This is a genomic window from Bradyrhizobium retamae, assembly GCF_001440415.1.
GTDB classification, from domain to species: Bacteria; Pseudomonadota; Alphaproteobacteria; order Rhizobiales; family Xanthobacteraceae; genus Bradyrhizobium; species Bradyrhizobium retamae.
Map to the genome: position 1 here is coordinate 262795 of NZ_LLYA01000001.1, position 18082 is coordinate 280876.

18 protein-coding genes, 1 pseudogene and 1 riboswitch are annotated in these 18082 nt (G+C 62.7%); of the genes and pseudogenes, 12 read left to right on the forward strand and 7 right to left on the reverse strand.

Translation table 11 applies throughout. The annotated features are described in order from the left end of the window. The first annotated feature begins 69 nt into the window (after nucleotides 1-69). From CQ13_RS01200 to CQ13_RS01215, 4 genes are all read left to right on the forward strand, one after another. Nucleotides 70-909, forward strand: a complete 840-nt coding sequence (locus tag CQ13_RS01200; RefSeq protein WP_057841190.1) for a helix-turn-helix transcriptional regulator — start codon at nucleotides 70-72, stop codon at nucleotides 907-909. Between the two features lie 54 nt (nucleotides 910-963). Beyond that, nucleotides 964-1323, forward strand: coding sequence for a VOC family protein (locus CQ13_RS01205; protein WP_057841191.1), 360 nt, complete (start codon nucleotides 964-966; stop codon nucleotides 1321-1323). Between the two features lie 122 nt (nucleotides 1324-1445). Further along, on the forward strand, nucleotides 1446-1847 hold the full coding sequence (locus tag CQ13_RS01210) for an SRPBCC family protein (RefSeq protein ID WP_057841192.1): 402 nt from the start codon (nucleotides 1446-1448) through the stop codon (nucleotides 1845-1847). Between the two features lie 119 nt (nucleotides 1848-1966). Continuing rightward, nucleotides 1967-2323 carry a hypothetical protein gene (locus CQ13_RS01215; RefSeq protein WP_057841193.1) on the forward strand — a complete coding sequence of 119 codons (357 nt, stop codon included), beginning with the start codon at nucleotides 1967-1969 and terminating at the stop codon, nucleotides 2321-2323. A gap of 56 nt (nucleotides 2324-2379) precedes the next feature. On the opposite strand, the gene CQ13_RS01220 is transcribed toward CQ13_RS01215, so the two are convergent. Beyond that, nucleotides 2380-3819, reverse strand: a complete 1440-nt coding sequence (locus tag CQ13_RS01220; protein WP_057841410.1) for an MATE family efflux transporter — start codon at nucleotides 3817-3819, stop codon at nucleotides 2380-2382. Nucleotides 3820-4027: 208 nt separating this feature from the next. Between CQ13_RS01220 and CQ13_RS01225 the strand changes: the two genes are divergently transcribed. From CQ13_RS01225 to CQ13_RS01245, 5 genes are all read left to right on the forward strand, one after another. Then, entirely contained in the window at nucleotides 4028-5374 is a 1347-nt protein-coding gene (locus CQ13_RS01225) for a PQQ-dependent sugar dehydrogenase (protein WP_057841194.1), read from the forward strand. Between the two features lie 116 nt (nucleotides 5375-5490). Beyond that, entirely contained in the window at nucleotides 5491-6720 is a 1230-nt protein-coding gene (locus CQ13_RS01230) for an acyltransferase family protein (protein WP_057841195.1), read from the forward strand. Between the two features lie 11 nt (nucleotides 6721-6731). Beyond that, nucleotides 6732-7865 (forward strand): ABC transporter permease, encoded by a 1134-nt coding sequence (locus CQ13_RS01235; RefSeq protein ID WP_057841196.1) that lies wholly within the window; start codon nucleotides 6732-6734, stop codon nucleotides 7863-7865. Further along, a complete protein-coding gene (locus tag CQ13_RS01240) occupies nucleotides 7862-8587 on the forward strand; it encodes an ABC transporter ATP-binding protein (RefSeq protein WP_057841197.1) in 726 nt (241 codons plus the stop codon). The genes CQ13_RS01235 and CQ13_RS01240 overlap by 4 nt, the downstream gene beginning before the upstream one ends. Nucleotides 8588-8601: 14 nt before the next feature. Continuing rightward, nucleotides 8602-9498, forward strand: coding sequence for an alpha/beta hydrolase (locus CQ13_RS01245; protein ID WP_057841198.1), 897 nt, complete (start codon nucleotides 8602-8604; stop codon nucleotides 9496-9498). Between the two features lie 27 nt (nucleotides 9499-9525). Here the strand turns inward: CQ13_RS01245 and CQ13_RS01250 are convergent, their stop codons facing one another. Then, nucleotides 9526-10632: a 2'-deoxycytidine 5'-triphosphate deaminase gene (locus CQ13_RS01250; RefSeq protein WP_057841199.1), complete on the reverse strand. Its 1107-nt coding sequence runs from the start codon at nucleotides 10630-10632 to the stop codon at nucleotides 9526-9528. A 119-nt stretch (nucleotides 10633-10751) separates the two neighbouring features. Beyond that, nucleotides 10752-10831, forward strand: a riboswitch (SAM riboswitch). A gap of 70 nt (nucleotides 10832-10901) precedes the next feature. Here CQ13_RS01250 and CQ13_RS01255 point away from each other — a divergent pair. Continuing rightward, nucleotides 10902-12095 (forward strand): O-succinylhomoserine sulfhydrylase, encoded by a 1194-nt coding sequence (locus tag CQ13_RS01255; protein WP_057841200.1) that lies wholly within the window; start codon nucleotides 10902-10904, stop codon nucleotides 12093-12095. 111 nt (nucleotides 12096-12206) lie between these two features. On the opposite strand, the gene CQ13_RS01260 is transcribed toward CQ13_RS01255, so the two are convergent. Genes CQ13_RS01260 through CQ13_RS01270 form a run of 3 tightly spaced genes read right to left on the reverse strand, consistent with a single transcriptional unit; the run spans nucleotide 12207 to nucleotide 15268 of the window. Beyond that, the gene (locus CQ13_RS01260) at nucleotides 12207-13238 is read right to left on the reverse strand and encodes an SGNH/GDSL hydrolase family protein (protein ID WP_057841201.1); all 1032 of its coding nucleotides are present in this window, start codon (nucleotides 13236-13238) and stop codon (nucleotides 12207-12209) included. 12 nt (nucleotides 13239-13250) lie between these two features. Next, a complete protein-coding gene (locus tag CQ13_RS01265) occupies nucleotides 13251-14012 on the reverse strand; it encodes an SGNH/GDSL hydrolase family protein (protein ID WP_057841202.1) in 762 nt (253 codons plus the stop codon). Next, nucleotides 14009-15268, reverse strand: a complete 1260-nt coding sequence (locus CQ13_RS01270; protein ID WP_057841203.1) for an OpgC domain-containing protein — start codon at nucleotides 15266-15268, stop codon at nucleotides 14009-14011. Before CQ13_RS01270 ends, CQ13_RS01265 begins: the two co-directional genes overlap by 4 nt. 251 nt (nucleotides 15269-15519) lie before the next feature. On the opposite strand from CQ13_RS01270, the gene apaG reads away from it, so the two are divergent. Further along, entirely contained in the window at nucleotides 15520-15912 is a 393-nt protein-coding gene (gene apaG / locus CQ13_RS01275; protein WP_028351829.1) for a Co2+/Mg2+ efflux protein ApaG, read from the forward strand. An 813-nt stretch (nucleotides 15913-16725) separates the two neighbouring features. On the opposite strand, the pseudogene CQ13_RS40335 reads toward apaG, so the two are convergent. Beyond that, nucleotides 16726-16866 (reverse strand): annotated as a pseudogene (locus CQ13_RS40335) (Hsp33 family molecular chaperone); the annotation flags it as partial. Between the two features lie 94 nt (nucleotides 16867-16960). On the opposite strand from CQ13_RS40335, the gene CQ13_RS01280 reads away from it, so the two are divergent. Beyond that, a complete protein-coding gene (locus CQ13_RS01280; RefSeq protein WP_057841204.1) occupies nucleotides 16961-17278 on the forward strand; it encodes a hypothetical protein in 318 nt (105 codons plus the stop codon). A gap of 347 nt (nucleotides 17279-17625) precedes the next feature. On the opposite strand, the gene CQ13_RS40340 is transcribed toward CQ13_RS01280, so the two are convergent. Further along, entirely contained in the window at nucleotides 17626-17892 is a 267-nt protein-coding gene (locus tag CQ13_RS40340; protein WP_082637253.1) for a DUF1488 family protein, read from the reverse strand. Between the last annotated feature and the right edge of the window lie 190 nt (nucleotides 17893-18082).

An 18082-nucleotide genomic window follows, 5' to 3' on the forward strand; every position in this document is an offset into this window, starting at 1 on the left:
GCGAGAAAGACATTGTTCGACGTGCTGCTGCCGGTTGCACCGCCCCGCGCGCATCCTTAGCTAGGCGGGATGATCGCGACCACGCTTCTTGAACGCAAATCCATATCCGTCTTCGACTTTCGCTGCACCGCAGGACCGGGCGACAAGCCGTTCGCGGAGCAGCATGGCGGTCATTCGATTTCCTATGTGCGCAAGGGCAGTTTCGGCCTGCGCAGCCGCGGCAAGTGCAGCGAACTGGTGGTGGGATCGGTGCTGATCGGCCATCCCGGCGATGAATATACCTGCACCCACGAGCACGTTTGCGGTGACGAATGCCTGTCGTTCTTCTTCGCCCCCGAGTTGGTGGAAACCATCGGCGACAGCCGGTCGCCGTGGCAGATCGGCTCCGCGCCGCCACTGCCGGAGCTCGTCGTGCTCGGCGAACTGGCGCAGGCGGCAGCAGATGGCAGCAGCGACATCGGCCTCGACGAGATCGGACAGGTGCTGGCGAGCCGCTTTGTCGAGGTGGTTTCCGGCAGGCCGCGCAAATCCGGCCCCGATGCGGCGCGCGACCGCCGCCGCGCGGTGAAAACCGCGCTGTGGATCGATGCCAATTCGTACCGTCAGATCAACCTGGAGGACGCCGCGGCCGAGGCCGGGATCAGCCCGTTCCATTTCCTGCGGCTGTTCTCGCAAGCGCTCGGCGTCACCCCGCACCAATATCTGGTGCGCTCGCGGCTGCGCCATGCCGCGCGGCGCTTGGCCGATGACGACAGCCCGATCACCGACATCGCCTATGACGTCGGTTTCGCCGACCTCTCCAATTTCGTGCGCACCTTCCATCGCGCCGCCGGCGCCTCGCCGCTGAAATTCCGCCAGGCCTCGCGGGGCATGCGCAAGATTTTCCAAGAACGGCTGGCCCTCCACTGACTAGGCTTTCTCCAGGCCGCGCGAGTTAGCGGCACTTTCTTGCTGGAGAATGTCATGTACGACCACATCGGATTACGCGTCGGCGATCTCGACGCCAGCGTGCGCTTCTATACGGCAGTGCTCGCGCCCCTCGGCTTCGTGCTGTGCTCGCGGGATGGTTCCGGCGCAGGCTTCGGCCCGAAGGGCGCACCCGCGCTCTGGCTGCATCTGCACAAGGGATCTCCAGGCTCCGCCGCGCATGTCGCGTTCCGCGCCAAGGATCATGCGGCGATCCAGAAATTCCACGCTGAAGGCCTGAAGGCCGGCGGCCGCGACAATGGCGGCGCCGGGCCGCGGGCGGATTACAGCCCGACCTATTACGCCGCGTTTTTAATCGACCCCGACGGCAACAATGTCGAGGCGGTTTGTACGTAGGCTCTGCCGTCATTGCGAGCGGAGCGAAGCAACCCATAGCGCCGCAGATGGAGGCATGGATTGCTTCGTCGCTTCGCTCCTCGCAATGACGACCCCAACATCATTGTATAAGGATTTACACCATGGCCTCCATCCACAAAGGCATCTCCCTCGACGCTTCCGCCAACGACGTCTGGGATGCATTGCGCGATTTCGGCGCGCTGCATACCCGGCTGGTACCAGGGTTCGTCACCGACACCAAGCTCGACGGCGACGCGCGTATCGTCACCTTTGCCAACGGCACCGTCGCACGCGAAACGCTGGTCGATTGCGACGACAGACGAATGCGGCTGGTCTATGCGATCAACAGCGATCGTGTGAAGCATTATAGCGCGTCGGCCCAGGTGTTCGCTGATGGCGAAGCGCGCAGCCGATTGGTCTGGATCATCGACGTATTGCCGAACGAGATCGCGCCCTACATCTCCTCACAGATGGATCAGGGCGTGCTTGCCATGCAGAAGACGTTCGGACGAAGCGCGGCATGACCATGCGTTGCGGACACTAGCTGGCGCGATCCTTCTCACAGATTGGCTCCCTGCCATTCCTAGCCCCGGCGCGTGCGTCCGAATGGCGCCGCGGCCGTCGGCGCATGAGGAGCAGAACCATGACGGGAGCTGACAAGGTGGTGTGCCAGGCGGCCACGCTGCCGCTGGAAATGATGAAGGCGAAGATGGGCAAGCGCCGCTTTGCCATGATGATGCAGACCATGGGCCCGATGATGAGCCGCATGATGGAAGGTGGTGGCGGGTTCGGCGGCAGGATGGGCGGTGGTATCCCCGGCGGCTTTGGCGGCGGCTACGTGCCCGAGGGTTACGGCGTGAACGCTGGTCTGGGCGGCGGCGATTTCATGGGCATGTTCGGCGGCGCTGGCGACGGCGAGCTGATGAGTATGGTCCCGCAACTGATGCGCATGGCCAATGTCGGCGGCGGTCGTCACGGCCGGCGGCGTGCGCGACGCTAGTTAGTTGATCGGTCATTCGGAGATGGTCCGAACGATCAGACCTGAAATGACAGTCCTCACGACAGCGCCGGGCTAACCGCGGGCAGCCGCTGCTTCGGCCCCCAGCGCGTCAGCACAACGCTCGCGCATGAGAGCACGCCGAGCAGCACCATGGAGGCTGCCGCCAGCATGAAAAAGCTCTGCGCGGTGGCGTCGTGCGTCAACAGCCACCAGCCACCGGCGCCGATGAACAACAACCGCGCGGTCTGCGCCATGACGGGGCCGATCACCTTGGCCGCGCCCTGCGAGGAGAAGTACATCGCGGTAGCAAGGCCGAGGAAGGCGTACATCGGCGCCGCCGTCGATAGGTATTGACGGCTCGCGGCACGCACGGCCGCATCGTCGGTGAAGAGGTTGACCCAGATGTCGGGGAAGATTGCGATGAAGGTCGCGAATGTACCGACCGAGGCGAATGCGACGAGCCCCGCCGTCCAGGCAATCTTGCGGGCCCGCGCAATGCGCTGCGCGCCGACGGCCATGCCGACCATCGGAACCGAGGCGATGCCGACCGCAAATGAGATCGAGGTCAGCATGAACTCGAGCCGCGCCCCGATGCCGTAGCCGGCGAGCACTTCGGTGCCAAAACTCGCCAGCATGTGCGTGAAGATACTGATCGTCAGCACCGACTGAAGCGGCGAGAAGCAGGCGATCGCCCCGACCTTCAGGATGTCGATAAACATCGACCACTGAATACGAAGGCCCTTGAGCTTGGGAACGACGCGCGCGCGGCCGGAAAACAGATACCAGGACATCACGGAGATGCTGATCAGGTAAGCGATCAGCGAACCGGCCGCGACGCCGCTCATGCCGAATTGCGGGATCGGGCCGAGCCCCAAGCCTAGCGTGCCACCCAGAATGATCTGGCAGATCGCCGACGACAGCATCAGGAGCGACGGCAGCTTCATGTTGCCGGTGCCGCGCAAAATGCCGGACATCGTGTTCATCAGCCACGGCACCACGGCGCCGCCGAAGAAGATCTGCGTGTAAGCGATCGCCTGGGTCAGCACGTTGCCGCGGCCGCCGAGCAGTTCGAGCAGCTTTGGCCCGAAGATCAGCATGCCCAGCATGAAGGCCAGCCCGAAGCAGAGGCCGATCAGCAGCGCATGCGCGGCAAGGGTCGAGGCGCGATCGAGGTCACCGGCGCCGAGCGCACGCGCGATCGCGGACGCCACGCCGCCGCCCATGGCGCCACCCGACATCGTCATGGTCAGGATCACGGTAGGAAACACCAGCGCCATCGCGGCCAGCGCTTCCACGCCCAGACGGCCGATATAGGAGGTCTCGGCGATGACGACGCAGGTGCCCGCGGTAAGCGCGATCACGTTCGGCCAGGTCAGCCACAACAGCGTGCGCAGGATCGGGCCGTCGAGCAACGCGTTTTTCGCCGGCGCCGCCGGTGGCGGAAGCGGACGCTCGTTCTCGTCCACGGGAATTTCGGCAACGCCGAGATCGGACATTTCTGCTCCCAGCGCGCGGACTTGGGCAAACCGCGGCGCGCTGCTTCCTAGCATGGCGAAGCCTGATTCCACGTGCACGGGGCGCAATGGGGACCTGCGGGATTGCGTGGCGGGCCTTCGGCCGGCCGTTTCACAGGGAATTCATGCCGGAACACGAACGTTCGGGCCGGCACTGCATTGTACGGGCGATATCCCGGAGAACCCTGCCATGCGCAAGACCCTCCTTCTGGCCATCTGCGTCGGCGCGTTGGCGCTGCCACTGGCCGCCTGTAGCGACCCCAAGGAGACCGCGACCGTGGCGCAGAGCTATGGCCCTTCACCCAACCTGCCGCCACCGGAACATTCCTGGATCCCGACGGTGGACATCGCAACCGTCAACCGTTGGCCGAACGGCGCCACGCCGACCGCCGCAAACGGCATGACGGTCAGCGCCTTTGCCCTCAACCTTGAACATCCGCGTACCGTCTACACGCTGCCGAACGGCGACGTGCTGGTCGCCGAGAGCAACGCGCCGCCGAAGCAGGGCGGCGGCATGAGCATCAAGGGCTTCATCTACAAGCAGGCGCAGAACTGGGCCGGCGCCGGCGTTCCCAGCGCCAACCGCATCACGCTGCTGCGCGATGCCGACGGCGACGGCGTTGCCGAGCTGAGAACCACCTTCATCAGCGGGCTGAACTCGCCCTTCGGCATGGTGCTGGTCGGCGACGAGCTCTATGTCGCCAATACCGACGCGATCATGAAATTCCCTTATCGCGAAGGCGACACCAAAATCGGCGGGCCCGGCGTCAAGCTTGCCGGCCTGCCGGCCGGCACCCTCAATCATCACTGGACCAAGGATCTCACCGCCAGCCCTGACGGCACAAAGCTTTATGCGACCGTTGGCTCCAACAGCAATGTCGGTGAAAACGGCTTGGATGCCGAAAAGAATCGCGCGGCGATACTGGAAGTCGATCGAGCAAGCGGTCAATGGCGCGTGTTCGCCTCGGGCTTACGCAATCCGAATGGCCCGGCCTGGAATCCAGTGACCGGCGAGCTCTGGGTCGTCGTTAACGAGCGCGACGAGATTGGCAACGACCTGGTGCCCGATTACATGACGTCGGTGAAGGACGGCGCGTTCTACGGCTGGCCATACAGCTATTTTGGCGACCATGTCGACACCCGCGTCGAGCCGCGGCGGCCTGATCTCGTGCAGAAGGCGGTGGCCCCGGATTATGCCTTGGGCGCGCATACCGCCTCGCTCGGGCTTACCTTCAACACTGGCAATCTGTTCCCGCCCGAAATGGCCAATGGTGCCTTCATCGGCCAGCACGGCTCATGGAATCGCAAGCCCCCTTCCGGCTACAAGGTGATCTTTGTCCCCTTCAAGGACGGCAAACCATCCGGACCGCCGCAGGACGTGCTCACCGGTTTCCTCAACGACAAGGGCCAGGCGCAGGGCCGCCCGGTCGGGCTGCGGCTCGACAAGCAGGGCGCGCTGCTGGTGGCTGACGATGTCGGCAACACGATCTGGCGCGTGACGCCGGCGGCGAAGTCGGCATCGGTCTCCCAGGACTGACTCGGCTGGGGGACCACGCTCCCGAGCACGGAGTTCCGCACGTTGGCGGGAACGAGCGCGCCGGCTACACGTTGAATCCCTGCCGGTTCCCAAATCAGTGGGATGGCAGTGGACAAATGGCCTTGTCACCACAGGTCAATGTGCCCCTCAGCAACTTGCGCGCGATTACCATCGTCATCGTGGTCGCATTTCACTCTGTGCTGCCGTACCTCGCATCGCAACCGGCCGATCCCTTTCCGTTCGACGCACCGCCCTATCGCTGGATTGCATTCCCAATCCTCGATAACCAGCGCTGGTTCGGCTTCGACCTGTTCTGCGCGTGGCAGGATGTCAGCCTGATGTCGCTGATGTTTTTGCTGGCCGGTCTGTTCACACCGTCCAGCCTTGGCCGCAAGGGGCCTCGCACCTACACCTTGGAGCGCTCGTGGCGGATCGGCCTGCCGTTCATTGTTGCCGTCGGCGTTCTCAGCCCTCTCGCCTACTTCGCGTCCTATCGGCTGACCGCGGCCGATCCCTCCTTCAGCGCCTTTTGGCAACACTGGCGCGCGCTTCCGATGTGGCCGGCCGGGCCGCAATGGTTTTTGTGGCAGATCTTTCTGCTGGGCGCCGTTGCGGCCGCCGTCCACGCGTTCGCCCCGCATTGGCTTCGGGCATTGAGCGCGCTCGTCGCCCGCGTTGCCGATCGCCCGCTAATGTTTTTCATTGGGCTGGCGGCGCTCTCTGCGCTGGCCTATGTGCCGCTGGCGATGGCCTTCTCACCGTGGGAGTGGACTTTTCTCGGCCCATTTTCATTTCAGCTCAGCCGGCCGCTGCACTACGCGGTCTATTTCTTCGCCGGATTTGCGATTGGCAGCCACGGCCCCGAGCACAGCATACTGCGTCCCGATGGTCCGCTTGCACGTCACTGGCTGGCCTGGCTTGCGGCCGCCATCGCCAGCATGTCCGTATGGGGCGGGCTCACATCGCTGACCTTGCCGGAGTGGCAGGCGAGCGCGCCGCTCTTGCGTCTGGCTTCGGCGCTGGCGTTTCCAGTTGCTTCCGCGGCCGCCGCTCTGTGTCTGCTCGCGATCTGCCTTCGGCTGCTGCAATCGCGCGACCGCCTGCTCGATAGCCTCTCCAGCAATGCCTACAGCATCTATCTCTTGCATTACGCCGCGGTCGTGTGGCTGCAATACGCGTTGCTTGATGTCGATCTCAACGCGATCGGCAAGGCGACGATCGTTTTTGCCGCCGCGCTCGCCGCAAGTCTGGCTGCAAGCGCCGGAACAAAAATCGGCGTGAGAGCGCTGGTTTCGCGCCATTCCGAGTCACGAGACGAAAGAGCCATCGCCAATCAACCGCGATAACGGATGCCGACATGTCGCTGGTACTGACACTTGCGTCCCGCAACCTGTTCCACGATCGGCTTCGCTTCGTTGCGACCATGGTCGGAATCGTCTTCTCGGTCGTCCTCGTCATGATCCAAATGGGCCTGTTCCTCGGGTTCGGCCGAATGGTCACGACGATGATCGACCATGCCTCCGCCGATTTGTGGATCCTGCCCAAGGGAGCCAAATGCTTCGAGGATCCGTCGCTGCTCGACGTCAAGCTGCGCGACCGCGTCGCCACCATGGAAGGCGTTAGTTGGGCCGTCCCGCTCGTGATCGGCTTCTCGGACTGGCGCCTGGAAAGCGGCGAAGTGACGCCGGTCTTCATTGTGAGCGCCGACCTGCGCGACAGCAGCCTGCAACCCTTCAACGTCGTGGACGGCAACGTGCAGGCGTTGACGCGGGGAGCGAACGTTGCGGTCGACCGCTCCTATTTTGACCGGCTCGGTGTCAGCGGCGTCGGCTCGACGGCAGAAATCCGTGGCCGCAAGGTGCGCGTGGTCGCGGTCACCGACGGCATCCGCTCGTTCGCCACGACGCCGTACGTGTTTGTGGACTTGAAAAACGCGCGCAACTACACCGGAACGCCGCGCGATCGCGCCAGCAGCGTTCTGGTTCGGCTGAAAAGCGATGCCGATCGGGAGAAGGCGCTCAGCGCCATTCGCGCGGAGGCCGGCGATGCAGAGGTTCTCACGTCGGACGATTTCCGCAGCCGCAGCCGGTCGTTCTGGCTGTTTGGCACGGGGGCCGGAGCCGCGCTGTTTGCCGGTGCATTGCTCGGAGTGATCGTCGGCACCGTAATCGTCGCGCAGACGCTTTACTCCAGCACCAAGGATCATCTGAACGAATTCGCCACCCTGCGCGCGATGGGCTCCTCGAACGCCTATATCTACACCGTGATCATCTATCAGGCACTCATCAACGCCGTGATCGGATTTGCGATCGCCGCCGGGATCGGCTCGATCGTCGTCCAGATGACCGCCAAGAGCGCGTTGCCGATTGTCATCACGCCATGGCTGATGGCGGCGCTGTTCGCGCTGACGGTGGTTATGTGTGTAGCATCCGGCATTGGGGCAATCATCCGTGTCGTTCGTATCGACCCAGCCACGGTGTTCATGCGATGAATGACTATGTCGTCGAAGCCAAGTCGGTCGAGAAGACGCTGGGTCGCGGCGCCGGCGAGGTGCACGCCTTGCGTGGCGTCGATCTCGCGCTGCGGCGGGGCGAGTTGACGTTGCTGATGGGTCCTTCGGGCAGCGGCAAGACCACGCTGCTTTTAGTCCTCGGATGCATGCTGACGCCGAGTTCGGGCAGCGTCACCGTATGCGGGACGCCGACGGCCGACGCCGACAAGGAAGCGCTCGCCAGGATTCGGCGCGAGCATGTTGGTTTCGTATTCCAGTCCTATCATTTGTTCCCGACGCTGACCGCGACTCAGAACGTGCAGTTGGCGCTGGATATTCGTGGCGAGCACGGCGGGCGCGCGGCGCAGAAGTCGCGGGACGCCCTTGCAATGGTCGGCCTCGAGCAAAAGGTGGACAGTTTGCCGGGCGGGCTCAGCGGCGGCGAGCAGCAAAGGGTCGCGATCGCGCGGGCTCTCGTCGCAAACCCTTCCGTCGTTCTTGCCGATGAGCCGACCGGAGCACTGGATGGAAAAAACGGCCAGAGCATCATGCGTATTCTCGCCGACACCGCCCATGAGCGTGAGCGGGCGGTGCTGGTCGTCACCCACGATCCGCGTGTGGTCCCCTACGCCGATCGCATCGTCGAGATCGAGGACGGTCTTATCGTGCAGGAGCGTACCGACCGCCCGCGCATGCCCACAGCCGTGCCGTTCAGAGCCTGAGCGCAAGGGCCGCCATGAGCCTGCGAGCCGAACTTTTGCGCATCGGTATTCGCATGTTGCTCAAGCGGCGCGGCGGGAGTCTCGATGTCGAACAATGGCGGCGGAACATGCGTGCGATGGAGCGGTTTGTGCCGCATCCGCCCGCCCGGAGCGCAACGGTCGAGATCGAGACCGGTCGGGTGCGATTTCACCGGGTTACCACGCCGGCATCCCGGCCCGAACGTAACGTGCTCTATCTCCATGGCGGCGCCTATGTTTCCGGCGCGCCGGTCTATTACCGGCACTTCCTCTGGCGGATTGCCGACGCTTTGCAAGCCCGCGTCTGGGCGCCCGAATACCGCCTGGCTCCCGAGCATGTCTTTCCGGCGGCGCTCGAGGATGCGGTCGAGGGCTATCATTGGCTTGTCGATCACACGCCCGATAGTCGCCAGCTGTTCGTAGCGGGGGATTCGGCCGGAGGCGGCCTGGCGCTGTGCCTGCTATTGAGGCTCCGTGACGATGGCAAGCCGCTTCCTGCCGCGGCCGTCGCCTTGTCGCCGTGGACCGATCTGGCCCTCACCGGCGCTTCGCTGAAGACGAATGCAGCGGCCGATCCGATGCTGAACATCGAGGATCTTCCCGATCTGGCGAAGCTCTATCTCGGTGGAGCCGATCCGCGTACGCCCTACGCTTCGCCGCTCTACGGCGATCCCGCCGGATTGCCGCCAGTGCTTATTCAGGTCGGCAGCGATGAAATTCTCAGGGACGACGCTGTCCGAATGGCGGAGAAGCTACGGTCGCACAATCCGCGCAGCAAACTCGAGATCTGGCGGCGCATGCCGCACGTCTGGCAATTGTTTGTGCCGGTGTTGCCGGAGGCCCATCGCGCGATTGCGCAGATCGGAGCATTTGTCTCCGAGGTGCAGCGCTGACACGAAGCGTGACCGTCGCGCAGGCGGTCACACCCGGAAGTGCTTGGAGAGCTTCAACCCTTGCGCCTGATAGTTCGAACCGATGCGCTGGCCGTACATCGCGTCGGGCCGCGACAGCATTTTCTCGTAGACCAGACGGCCGACGATCTGGCCGTGCTCGAGGATGAACGGCACCTCGCGCGAGCGCACTTCGAGCACGGCGCGCGCACCCTGCCCGCCGGCACCGGCATAGCCGAAGCCGGGATCGAAGAATCCGGCGTAATGCACGCGGAATTCGCCGACCAGGGGATCGAACGGCACCATTTCGGCGGCGTAATCCGGCGGCACCTGCACGGCCTCCTTCGAGGCCAGGATGTAGAACTCGCCGGGATCGAGGATGAGGCTCCCGTCTGATCGGGCCGGGATCGGCTCCCAGAATTCGTCGACCGCATAGCCGCCGCGGCGGTCGATATCGACCACACCAGTGTGGCGCTTGGCGCGGTAGCCGACGAATCGGCCTGTGTTCTCGCCGGAGAGATCGACCGACAGCGCCACGCCATTGGCAAGATCGGCGTCATCGATATCGACCAATCGCTCGGCGCCATGCAGCGCGTCGAGCTCGTCGGCATTGAGGAAGGCGTCGCCGGTGCGGAAGCGCACTTGTGATAGCCGCGAGCCCTCGCGCAGCAGCACCGGAAACGTCTTCGGGCTGATCTCGGCATAGAGCGGGCCGTGATAGCCCGCGCCGATCATATCGAAGCGGCGGGTGCCGTCGGCAATCACGCGGGTGAAGACGTCGAGCCGTCCGGTCGAACTTTTCGGATTGGCGGCGGCCACGATCTCCGGCGGCAGCGCGAGGCTTTCCAGAAGCGGCACGATGTAGACGCAATTGGTCTCCAGCACCGCGCCGTCGGAGAGATTTATTTCATGCAGCTTCAGTTCGTCGATGCGCTCGGCGACGGTCGCGCCCGGGCCAGGCAGGAAGCTCGCGCGCACCCGATAGGCAACGTCGCCGAGGCGCAAATCGAGGCTTGCGGGTTGGATCTGGCTCTCGATGAACGGATAGGCCGGCAGAATCAGGCCCGCATCCGCCATCGCCGCGATCATGCGGTCGGGGAGAATTCCGTTACCGTCGGGCGGAAGCGTGAACGACACGGCGCGGTCCTCTGAGGTGGCCCTGGATGCCCAAATGTCATCCAAACCTCGTAAATATGGGCTTTTAGGGGTTATCCGATGGCTGCCTTGACTGAAAGGGCGCAACCGAATATCAGCATGACTTATCCCGTGGTGATTTGAGCCGGCCGGCTTGCAGCCACGTTAAATAAGTAGCTAAACAGGCCGGGGACACGTGTGATCCCGGCCTGTGGAAATTCTTCCAGGCCGGTTTTTTGTGACCATTTTCCGGTGGTCACGACGGAGGTCACATGTCTGAAGTTGGTTCTACCAAGCGTTTTCGTCCCGAAACCCGCCTCGTCCATGGCGGCACGCTGCGCTCGCAATTCGGCGAGACGTCGGAAGCGCTGTTCCTCACCCAAGGCTATGTCTACGACAGCGCGGAGCAGTGCGAAGCGCGCTTCAAGGGCGAGGATCCCGGCTTTATCTATTCGCGCTATTCCAATCCTACGATTTCAATGTTCGAGCGCCGAATGATCGAGCTCGAAGGCGCGGAAGCTGCTCGCTCCACCGCCACCGGCATGGCCGCGGTGACGACCGCGATCCTCGCACCGCTCAGAGCCGGCGATCATGTGGTGGCCTCGAAAGCCCTGTTCGGCTCGTGCCTTTACGTCGTGCAGGACCTCCTGCCGCGCTACGGGATCGAAACGACGCTGGTCGACGGCCTCGATCTCGCCCAATGGCAGCGCGCATTGCGGCCCAACACCAAGACCTTCTTCCTGGAGAGCCCGACCAACCCGACGCTGGATGTGCTCGATATTCCGGCGATTGCCGAGATCGCGCACAAGGGCGGCGCACGGCTGGTCGTCGATAACGTCTTTGCCACGCCGATCTGGCAGAGCCCGCTTTCGCTCGGCGCCGATGTCGTGGTCTACTCCGCAACCAAACATATCGACGGTCAAGGGCGCTGCCTCGGCGGCATTATTCTCTCGTCCGAAGCCTTCATCGCTGAGCACATTCACAACTTCATGCGCCAGACCGGGCCATCGCTCTCGCCCTTCAACGCGTGGGTCCTGCTCAAGGGACTGGAGACGCTGGGCCTGCGGGTACGCGCGCAGACCGACAACGCGGCGAAAATCGCCGAGGCGTTGGCAAGCCATCCGAAGATTGCGCGAATGATCTATCCTGGCCGCGCCGATCATCCGCAGGCGGAGCTGGTGAAGAAGCAAATGCGCGGCGGCTCGACGCTGATCGGCTTCGAGGTCAAGGGCGGCAAGGCGGCCGCCTTCCGCGTTCTCAATGCGTTGCAGATCTCGCGCATCTCCAACAATCTCGGCGATAGCAAGAGCCTCGTCACCCATCCTGCGACCACGACGCATCAACGGCTGACGCCGGAGGCGCGCGCCGAGCTCGGCATCAGCGAGGGCTTTATCCGCTTCTCGGCCGGGCTCGAGCATGCGGATGATCTGGTCGAGGATTTTGCGCAGGCGCTGGAGAAGGCGTGAGCGACCTTGTAGGGTGGGCAAAGCGAAGCGTGCCCACCCTCTCGCAGCACATGACATGATAAACGGTGGGGACGGCGCTTACGCGCCTTTGCGCACCCTACGAATTCCGACTCACATCGGCCGATAGGCTCGCACGTCCGACGGCACGGCGACGCCGAGCTTGATCTGGCCGACCGACTTGATGATGTCGTCGCCGAGCAGTTGGGCGAAGCAGGCATAGCCCCAATCGCTCATGTGCAGGCCGTCGGCGATCACGAAATTCTCGATCGGAATCGCCTGCCGCTCGTGCCAGTCCTTCATCACCGCGAAGCGCGGGAAGACGCCGACCTTGCGAAGCTCGGCCGCCTTGTTCAGCAGCTTCATCATCTTGCCGGCGCTTTCGGCGTGCTCGTTGACCCGCGGCGAATATTGCGGATCGATCAGCACGACGTCGGAGCCCGCAGCCTGAATGCGTGCGATGCCTTCGTCGACGAGCTTGGCGGTCTCGGCGGGATCGAGGTTGCGCAGCACCGCATTGGTGCCGACCTGCCAGATCACCAGATCCGGATGCAAGTCGATCACGGAGGTCTGCAGCCGCCTCATCATTTCCGGCGCGTCCTCGCCGCCCTTGCCGGCATTGATGACGGAGATGTCGGCCGTCGGATATTTGCGACGTAGCTGCGCCGCGAGGCGGTTCGGATAAGTGAATTCCGGTGAACTGGAGCCGTACCCCTGGGTCGATGACGATCCGAAAGCGACGATCACCACTGGCTGACCCGCGACGAGCTTGTTCGCGACACGCGGCAGCGATCCCATCGATTTGGAAGCGCCCTTCGGCGGCAGGCAGGGAACGCGGCTGAAGATGTCGCCGGCCGATTTCGCGACTTCCTTCACCTTGTCGATCGCTTTGCCGGTGACGCCCTTCTGCGCGGCCGGATTGCCAGTAGCCGCCAGCGCAGCCTGCGGCGGGGCGCTTTCAGCCGAGGGTTTCGTTTCCGGGTTGTTTTCAGCTTTGGCGCTATCGGACAGCGTCGCCTGCTGGCCGGTTTGTTGCGAAGCCGTCTGGGCATGCAGCGGCAACACCGAGGCAGGAATCAACAGCGCGTGGCCCGCGGCGAAGACAGTCAGCAATATTGACAAACGAAAAGGGCAGTGAGAACTCATTAACGCCAGTTCCTAATTCTGCTGCGCCTGATCGAGGCGGGCCGCATCGAGTACGAATTTCGACAGCGCGCGGCCGAGGCAGGCATGAACCCTCTTGGCCATGTCGGTGCCATGAAAGGTACTGAACAGATCGAAATCTCCGGCGTCGTTCCAGTGGCGCATGATGGCGAACCGATCGAACAGCGGAACATTATGCTGCTGCGCCACCACGCGCATATTATCTAGATATGGCGGCGCCGAAATCATCGTTTCCGTGCGCGGGCTGTATTGCAGATTGACCAAAACCACGTCGGCTCCGGCATTTTGCAGCGCAGCAACGCCCTCGTCGACGGCGCCACGAAAATCGTCGGGATCGACGGATCGCATAGCATCGACGGTTCCCGTCTGCCAGATGACCAAAGTAGGCCGTTTCGCTTCCACCAGCTTAATGAGGCCGACATCCACCTCCTCGGCGGTTTTGCCGGTCTGTAGTTCTACGGAGAGGTTGATTGGGGTGGAGGGCAGCTTCTCCTTCAGCGCTGCCTGCAGCCTGGCCGGATAGGCGCTGTTTTCCGAGGACAAGATGGTCGATGAGCGGCTCCCCACCACCAGGACAGTCAGCGGCCGGGCGTTCTTGACGGCCTCGGCCACCTTCGGAAGCGTGCTCTCGGTGGAGAGGAGGTAAGGGGGAACTTCGCAAGCCTGGGGGGCGGCATCCTGGGCGCGAGCCAACCCGGCCGCTGCAAGGCCCGCAAGCAGCGTCAGGACCAGCACAGATCCCGAGCCGGGTCTCATGCGCTTCCTCCGGTCATATCGGCGTTGATTGCCGTATTTTTCGTTTTCGAGGCTCCCTTGTCGGCCGAATGCTTGTACCACGAAATCACCCACGCCATGCCCCACATGATGAGGATACCGGCAAGACTGACCAGGGCGTGCGTAAGGGCACCCCCACCGACTTCGGCCAGCACGAAGTGTCCCGCAAAGGCCAGGAAGACGCCGAGACAGAATATCTCAAGCGAGTGCTGGCCACACAGTATCAATGGTCGCAGCCAGCGCGATTTGAGGCCCGACCAATCCTTGGGCAGGAAGCGCACGGTGAGCGCGGCCAGCGCCAGGAAATGGGCAAACCGCAGCACGTCCAGATCCGTCTTGGTGATCGGGTACATCCACTGTTCGATCCGCTTGGGCATCAGGAAGCTGAGTTGCGGAATGTGCCAGGTGAGGGTCACGAAGAACGCCGCCAGCAGATAGGCAACGCAAATCCACAGCGTCACCGGCGACGACAGGATGCGCGACATGCGCTGCGCACCGCCCAGCGCACACCAGGCACCGAACACGAACAGCAACTGCCAGCAGAACGGATTGAATATCCAGAAGCCGCTCGGATAGGCCGTGAGATACCAGTCGAAGTGCCAGGTCAGCGCGTAGAGCAGCATCGATAGTCCCAGCGTGACGTCGGCCCGCCACTTCATCAGCCACAGGATGATCGGCAGAAACAGCATCAGCACGATGTAGAGCGGCAGCACGTCCATGTTGACAGGCCGAAATCTCAGCAGCAGCGCCTGGACGATCGTAACGTCAGGCTGCTTGAGGAAATCCATGATGCCCATTTCCTCGCTGTAGAGCGGGTTCTCGAAACGGGTGGCGACGTAGGATATTTCCGCCAGGAAGATCGTGAACAGGAACACATGGGCGACGTAGATCTGCCACACGCGCCGCATGATGCGCGCGGTCGCCACCACGAAGCCGGCCTCGAGCATCGCGCGGCCGTAGACGAAGGCGGCCGTGTATCCGGAGATGAAGATGAAGATCTCGGTGGCGTCGGAAAATCCGTAGTTGCGGATCGTGAACCAGGTCAGGATGTTGGTCGGGAGATGGTCGATGAAGATCAGCCACAGCGCCATGCCGCGAAACAGGTCGAGCCGCAATTCGCGCTCGCCAGCCACAGGCAATGCAATCGCCGGCACGGAAGATGCTGCTGCGGCCTTGGCATCGCCGGCCTTGGCATCGCTGCGAGAAGTTCCGGCGACTGGATCGGCAATGGACGACATCTGGCACCGTTTGGGCAGTTGAGCTTCTACGCTTGCATTGTCCGGAAAAGGCAATACCGGCCCGCAACTTGCACACCAGATACGCAAGGGATACGCAAGCGGAAGGTCCGAGGCCGGGCAGCGCGGCTGCGCTCTAGAACGGAACTATGTTGAAACCGCGATGAAGCAAGCGGCAATCCGGCGCAGCGGAGATTGGTTCCACCGGCATTCCCGGCTATGATGCGACACAGGATTTCCGGAAGCTTGCCCGCATGTACCGCGCCGTCACCCGCCAGATCGAAGTCACCGTCGAGCCGAACTTCCTTCCCGAGCGCTCGTCGGTCGACAAGGGCCAGTATTTCTGGTCCTACACCATCGTCATCACCAATACCGGCGCCGAGACCGTGCAGCTTCGTACCCGGCACTGGATCATCACCGACGCCACCGGCCGCAAGCAGGAAGTCCGCGGCGAGGGCGTGGTCGGCGAGCAGCCTGTTTTGGCGCCGGGCGAGCGCTTCGAATATACCTCTGGCGTACCGCTGCCGACCGCGTCGGGCTTCATGACCGGGCGCTATCAGATGGTCAGCGAAAGCGGCGAGCGTTTCGAGATCGACGTGCCGACATTCTCGCTGGACAGCCCGGATAATAAGCGGGTGTTGAATTGACGAGCGCTCGCGCTTGTCATCACCGACTGTCATGCCCCGCGTAGGCGGGGCATCCAGTACACTGCAGCTTATCAGTTCAATCACTAGCGTCTCTGAGATACTGGATCGTCCGCCGGAGCCTGTCATCTGGCGCGCATTCGCGCGACCCGTTGGCGGACGATGACAACTGAATATGAGGCAGCATTCTCGCGACGCATCTCGCCCGAGGTTTGCATTCTTGTCCCGCCCTCTCATTTAGAGGGCGCAAGGAAGACCGGGTGCGCGCCGCACCCGCGGTCTCGTGTGCCATTGCGCATAAAAGAAACGCACACGAGCATACAGGTTCGGCGGGAGCATCCCGGCCTTCCCTGCGCAATGGCTTTACGGCTTACTTCGTGCTCTCCGCGGAGAACGGCTCTTTTGCCTCCGTCGTCAGCGGGACACCGCGCTCGATCCGATAGGATCGACGCGCAACCGCCAACTTAACGCCAGCACCGCGGCGCCCGAACCGCACGACTTCGCCGTACGCTTCCGGCGCGTACGCCTAGCGCGCCATCTGCGTCCATCGCATCTCACCGCACGTTCGTGACGATCGCGAGCGCCCCTCATCTGCAATGAGACGAGCGGAGTTATGCGACTGATTTGGGTGAGAACGAAAGCGGATTATTTTTGATTTCCGGGCTTGACACGATTTCTGAAAATCAGAAGTGATTTGCCCCGTAGGGTGGGCAGAGCGAAGCGTGCTCACCACCACCGTCTAACCGCGCGATCGATGATCGATGGTGGGCACCTCGCTAACGCTCCTTTGCCGACCCTACGGAATCGCCTACGGCCCTACTCCTCCACGCCCGCTTCGTGCGGGGTGAACTGGTCGACCGAGAAGCAGAACTCGCAGGTCACCACCACCTTGTCGTTCCTAACCATTTCAGCACGGTCCTTCGGCGCAAAGCTTTTCATCATCGACGGGACCTCATCACATGCGATTAGTGACGATTGATGTCCGACGGCAGGAACCATCGCCCTGCCAGCTTATTGTCTCCCGACATAGTTACTTTGGAAAAGAGACATTATGAAAAATCTCGCGATCTATCTGACGGCCGGAGCAAGTGCGCTTCTCGTGACGGCGGCTTCCGCTGCGCCGCTTTCGGCCGATCTATCAATCGTACCGGAAAGCAACATTCAAAACGTCCGCATGGTTTGCAATGAGGCAGGCCAGTGCTGGCGTGAGCGAGGTCAGCGCCGTGTCATCATCCGCGAGCACAGCGATACATATGGATATGCTCCACGCCGCGAGCGCTATATCGAGCGTCGCGGTTACAGGGAAGGAAGCGGCATAGGCATCCGCGCGCCTGGCGTCAGCGTCGGAATCGGCACCGACCGCTACTGAGGCAGCCGACAAACGCCTGAATACGAACGAAGCCGCGGAGGGATCCGCGGCTTTTTTCTCGGACCGTTCAATGGGCGGAGTCAGCGGTATCGAGCCCGCGCTCCGACATGCTGCTCGCAACCTGACCTCACACGTAAGGAGCGCTTGCTCCCCGTAGCCGCTCCACGAACCAAACGGCCCAGATCGTAACGAACGAGGGGACGAAAAATGCTCCGCAGGCCAGTAAGGTCGGCGCTGTATTCATATCCATGACAGCCTCCAAGAGGAGGTCGCTTGCGGCGTCTATCGCAACAAGCCAGCACCTGCGCCCGGACTGCGACGTCGCCTCCGCTGATCAGATCAAACGTTCATTTGCGAAAATCTGCAGCGACCAGATCGTAAGATCCCCGGCTTCCACGGACGTAAACCTTCGCAGCCGCCGCGCATATCGCATCACGATTGCAATCGAACGCTTTCAGGAAACCGGCCTCGTCGAGATGAGCATCTGGTTGAATGCGCCTCAACGCGTCCTCGTCTATAAAAAATGTCGTTTCCAGCGCGCTATCGTGCCCCCAAAAACGCACGGCTCGCCGCGTTTGATCATATGAACGACTATGATTTGGAAACTCAATCATGGATGGGCACCGCCAGATTCTCGGCCAACGAACCACGGACTCCGCCAGCTTTCGCGCGGCCGAGGTCGAGACCCCACTCGATAGCCACGGGTCGACCTTGCCGACTAAGCGCACACCAAAGCGGCGCGCAATTGGTCAATGTTGTTGACAAGAGTTGCCGTGGTTAAGCTTCGCACTGCCAGCGATGCTG